We start from the raw sequence: 4,136 nt of genomic DNA, 5'->3' as shown, positions 1-4,136 counted from the left end.
TGAACAACACCAAGGTGCGCCTGCCCGGCTACCTGGTGCCGCTGGAACAGGCCGAGAGCGGCCAGGTCAGCGAGTTCCTGCTGGTGCCCTACTTCGGCGCCTGCATCCACACGCCGCCGCCGCCCGCCAATCAGATCGTGCACGTGCTTCCGCAAAAGCCGGCCAAGTTCAAGGCGATGGACGCGGTGTGGGTCAGCGGCACGCTGCAGGTCAGCCGCAATGCCTCGTCCATGGGCACCAGCGGCTACCGGCTGGAAGCGGTGACGGTGGAGCGCTACAAGCCCGATTGATCAGTGGGCACAGGTGCGGTTCTTGCCGGCGTGCTTGGCCTCGTACAAGGCTTCGTCGGCACGTTCCAGCGCCACCTCGATGCGCTCGCCCGGCCGGTAGGCGGTGACGCCGGCCGAGAAGGTGACGAACACGTCCTGGCCGTCGTGCATGAACAGGCTGGCCGTGAGCTGGCGCTGCAGCCGCGTGAGCACCTGCTGCGCTTCGGCCACTTCGGTGTCGGGCAGCAGCACCACGAATTCTTCGCCGCCGAAGCGGGCCACATGGTCCACCGGCCGCAGCGCCTGCTGCACCAGCCGGGCCAGTGATTTCAACGCCTCGTCGCCGGCTGCATGGCCCAGCGTGTCGTTGAGCTTCTTGAAGTTGTCGATGTCGATCAGCCCCACCGCCAGCGGCCGGCCATCGCGCTCCAGCCGCGCCCGCTCGGTGTCGAAGGCCTGCATCAGGCCGCGCCGGTTGGCCACCTGGGTGAGCGCATCGGTGGCCACTTCGTCGGACAGCCGGCGCAGCTCGCCTTCCAGCTCGCGCACGCGCGATTCCAGCTCGCTGGCGCGTGCATGTTCTTCGCCCAGTTGCTGGCGGGCCCGGCCCACGCGCTGCTGCACGGCGCGGCTTTCCTGCACCATCGCGTCGACCACGCCGGCCAGCGCGTCGAGCGAGCTGGCTTCGTTGATGGTGGCGGCATAACGGCCCAGGTTGTCGCTGAAGCGGCCGGTCTCGTCGCCCAGTTCACCCACCTGCTGCAGCAGGCTGTGGATCAAGGACTTGAGCGCCACCCGCGCGCGGTCGCGCTCGCCGCGCAGGGCCTGCTGCTGCGCGCGCGTGCGGGCCAGCAGCTCACCCGCGGCCCGCACGCCGCGCACGCTGAACGCGTTGCCGTCGGCATCGGCCTCGTCGGCCTGCAGCCGGGCGCGCAGCGCCTCGGCCTGGCCCTGGGCCCAGCTGCCCTCTTCGGCCAGCTCGGTGAGGCCGGCGGTGAGTTCCAGGCACAGCGCGCCCACCTGTTCCAGCAGGTGGTGGCGGTGGGCAAACAGCCGCCGCGCCCGCTCGCACACCTGGTGCACCGCCTGCGCCAGCGCCGGCGTGGCGCCTTCGGCCGCCAAGCGGTCGGCCAGCTGGCCCAGCTCGGCCGCCAGTTCGGCGGCGCTGGCCACGCTGGGCGGCAGCGCGGCGGCCACCGTGCCGTGCAGGCTGGCGGTGAGCTGGGGCCAGTGCTGCTCTTCCACGGGCGGGCAGGGGGCGGCGGTGGGTGTGGCCACCAGCGCCGGCACCGCGTCGGACGTGTCAGCCGCCGGCAGGTGCGCCGCGCTCACGGCCTCTGGCGCGGCCGGGGTGTCGGCGCTGGCCGCAGCATCGGCGGGCGGCTGGGCCGGCGCTCGGGCCGCCGACGACGGCGGGTCGGCCATCGGCAGGTCGGGTGCCCCGGCGCGGTCGGCGGCGGCCTCGTCGGCCAGCGGGTCGTCGCTCGGCATGGCCAGCTCGTCCGGCACGGTGTCGCTGTCCCAGCTGGCCATCAGCTGGCGCAGCCGCTGCTGCAGCCGCGACACGTCGCCACGGCTGCCGTCCAGCACACGCTGCAGGCTGTCTTTCTTGCGGGCGGCGGTCCACTGGCGGCCGCCGCGCTCCACGCCGCGCACGATGCGCTCGATCATCGCGGCCCAGGCCTGGCCCGCGGCGCCGGCCTGCGAAGCGCTGCGGTCCAGCGTGCGCGCCAGCTCGTCCCACTGGCCCTGCATCAGGCTGCGCACCAGCTCGGCACGGGTCTCGGCGTCGTCGCTGGCGCGGGCGGCCAGCTTGTCCAGCAGCGGCCGTGCACGTTCGGGCAGTGCAGCGGCTGGCTGGCCCAGCTCTTCGGCCCAGGCACGGGCGTAGTTCTCGGGGGTGGGTTCCTGCTGCGTCAAGGCCAGGCGCCGCAGCGCGCCCTTGGCAATCTGCGCCGGCGTGGGGGCAGCCGTCATCGTGTCAGAGGCAAGTCGATCAGGCGTGTGAGGTCAAAGCCGGCCGCCGCCGATCACGCGGGAAGGCTCGTTGCCATCGGTCAGCGCAGGGGCGATCCAGGGCGCCTTGCGCGGCAGCACCGTGTTCTGCAGCCACTTCTCGATGTCGTCGGGCGGAATCGGCCGGCTGAACAAAAAGCCCTGCATCACCCCGCAGCCCAGCCGGTGCAGCACCTCCATCTGGCGCAGGCTTTCCACGCCTTCGGCGATCACGCGCAAGCCCAGCGAGCGGGCCAGCGCGATGATGGCCGTGACCACCGCCGAACTTTGCGGCGTGATGCCCAGGTCGCGCACGAAGCTGCGGTCGATCTTCAGCTCGGAAATGGGCAGCGTGGTGAGGTAGGCCAGCGACGAATAACCGGTGCCGAAGTCGTCGATCGAGATCTCGACGCCGATCTCGTTGAGCCGGTGCAGCGACGGGATCACGTTCTGCAGGTCCTTCATCAGGCCCGTCTCGGTGATCTCGAGCTGGATGGCGCGGTGCGGCACGCCGTAGGTGCCCACCGACTGGTGGATGTGCTCGACCAGGTCGGAGCGCTCGAACAGCCGGTTGGGCAGGTTCACCGCGATGGAATCGGAAAAACCGAAGCTCACCGACCAGCTCTTGGCCTGGCGTGCGGCTTCGCGGATGGCCCATTCACTCAGCGGCACGATCAGCCCGGTTTCTTCGGCCAGCGGAATGAACTCGGCCGGCGGCACCAGCGTGTTGCCGCGTTGCCAGCGCATCAGCGCCTCGGCGCCCACCATGCGGGCGGCGCGCACGTCCACCTTGGGCTGGTAATGCAGCACCAGCTCGTTGCGTTCGATGGCCTTGTGCAGCGCGCTTTCCAGCTCCAGCTTCTCGCGGCCACGGCCCGCCAGCTGCGGGCTGTAGACCGACGCCGCATTGCGCCCCTGCGACTTGACGGCGTACATCGCCACGTCGGAGTTGCGCAGCAGGTCGGCCACCGCTGCGCCATCGCGCGGAAACAGCGCAATGCCCACCGACGCGGTGACGAAGCATTCCTGCCCGGCCACGAAGATGGGCTCGCGCATGGCTTCCAGCACGCGGGCGGCCACGCGCTCGGCATCGCGCTCGTCGGCCACCTCGGGCAGCAGCGCCACGAATTCGTCGCCGCCCAGCCGGCCCACCGCTTCCAGCGTGCGGTGCGAGCGCGAGCCTACGGCTTCCAGCGCGCCTTCCATCACCTGGTCGCAGTGGCGCACGCAGGCGCGCAGGCGGCGGGCCACCTCCACCAGCAGGTCGTCGCCGGCGGCATGGCCCAAGGTGTCGTTGATGATCTTGAAGCGGTCGAGGTCGATCAGCAGCAGCGCGGCCTGGTGGTTCAGGCGGCGCGCATGTTCCAGCGCCCGCTCGGTGCGCCAGATCAGCTGCCGGCGGTTGGGCAGCAGCGTGAGCGCATCGAAGTTGGCCAGGTGCCGGATCTTGTCCTCGGCGATGCGCCGGTCGGTCACGTCCTGCACGATGCCGGTGTAGCCGGCGCTCTGGCCATGCTCGTTGAACTCGGGCTCGGCCTCGACGTGGATGATGCGCTGGCGGCCATCGAGCAGGTTCACCGGCACGTCGGTGGCCAGCACCGAGCTGTGGGCCAGCACCTCGTGCAGCATGCGCAGCAGACCGCGGCGGTCCGACGGCGGCACCATGCGCAGCAGCGGCCGCAGGCCCAGCCGCTCGCTCGGGCTGCGGCCGAACACGCGCAGGCCCTCGGGCGAGATCACCAGCCCGCCATGGGCGGCGGTGTTGGCGCGCCGCCAGTCGAAGCTGCCCATGCGCGCCAGGTCTTGCGCGCGCGCCAGCCGGCTCTTGCTGCGCTCCAGCTCCACCCGCGTGCGCGAGGCGCGCAGCAGGTA

Annotated in this window: 3 protein-coding genes; 1 reads left to right on the top strand and 2 read right to left on the bottom strand. The window is 71.4% G+C overall.

Annotated features, from left to right (window positions below; all coding sequences use genetic code 11):
* On the top strand, positions 1-290 hold a 290-nt coding region (locus ABNT58_RS08795; protein WP_348753116.1), incomplete at its 5' end, for a DUF3299 domain-containing protein.
* Here ABNT58_RS08795 and ABNT58_RS08790 read toward each other — a convergent pair.
* Positions 291-2,246, bottom strand: a complete 1,956-nt coding sequence (locus ABNT58_RS08790) for a diguanylate cyclase (RefSeq protein WP_348753115.1) — start codon at positions 2,244-2,246, stop codon at positions 291-293.
* A gap of 33 nt (positions 2,247-2,279) precedes the next feature.
* Positions 2,280-4,136 (bottom strand): EAL domain-containing protein (locus tag ABNT58_RS08785; RefSeq protein WP_348753114.1); only part of this gene is annotated, 1,857 nt, incomplete at its 5' end.

It is taken from the genome of uncultured Aquincola sp., assembly GCF_964001545.1.
Lineage (GTDB): Bacteria > Pseudomonadota > Gammaproteobacteria > Burkholderiales > Burkholderiaceae_C > Aquincola.
This window is presented reverse-complemented; position numbering and strand designations above follow the sequence as displayed.

Bases quoted from the DNA above. Each gene is read 5' to 3' on its own strand.
- ABNT58_RS08790 (WP_348753115.1), bottom strand. From the start codon at position 2,246: ATGACGGCTGCCCCCACGCCGGCGCAGATTGCCAAGGGCGCGCTGCGG.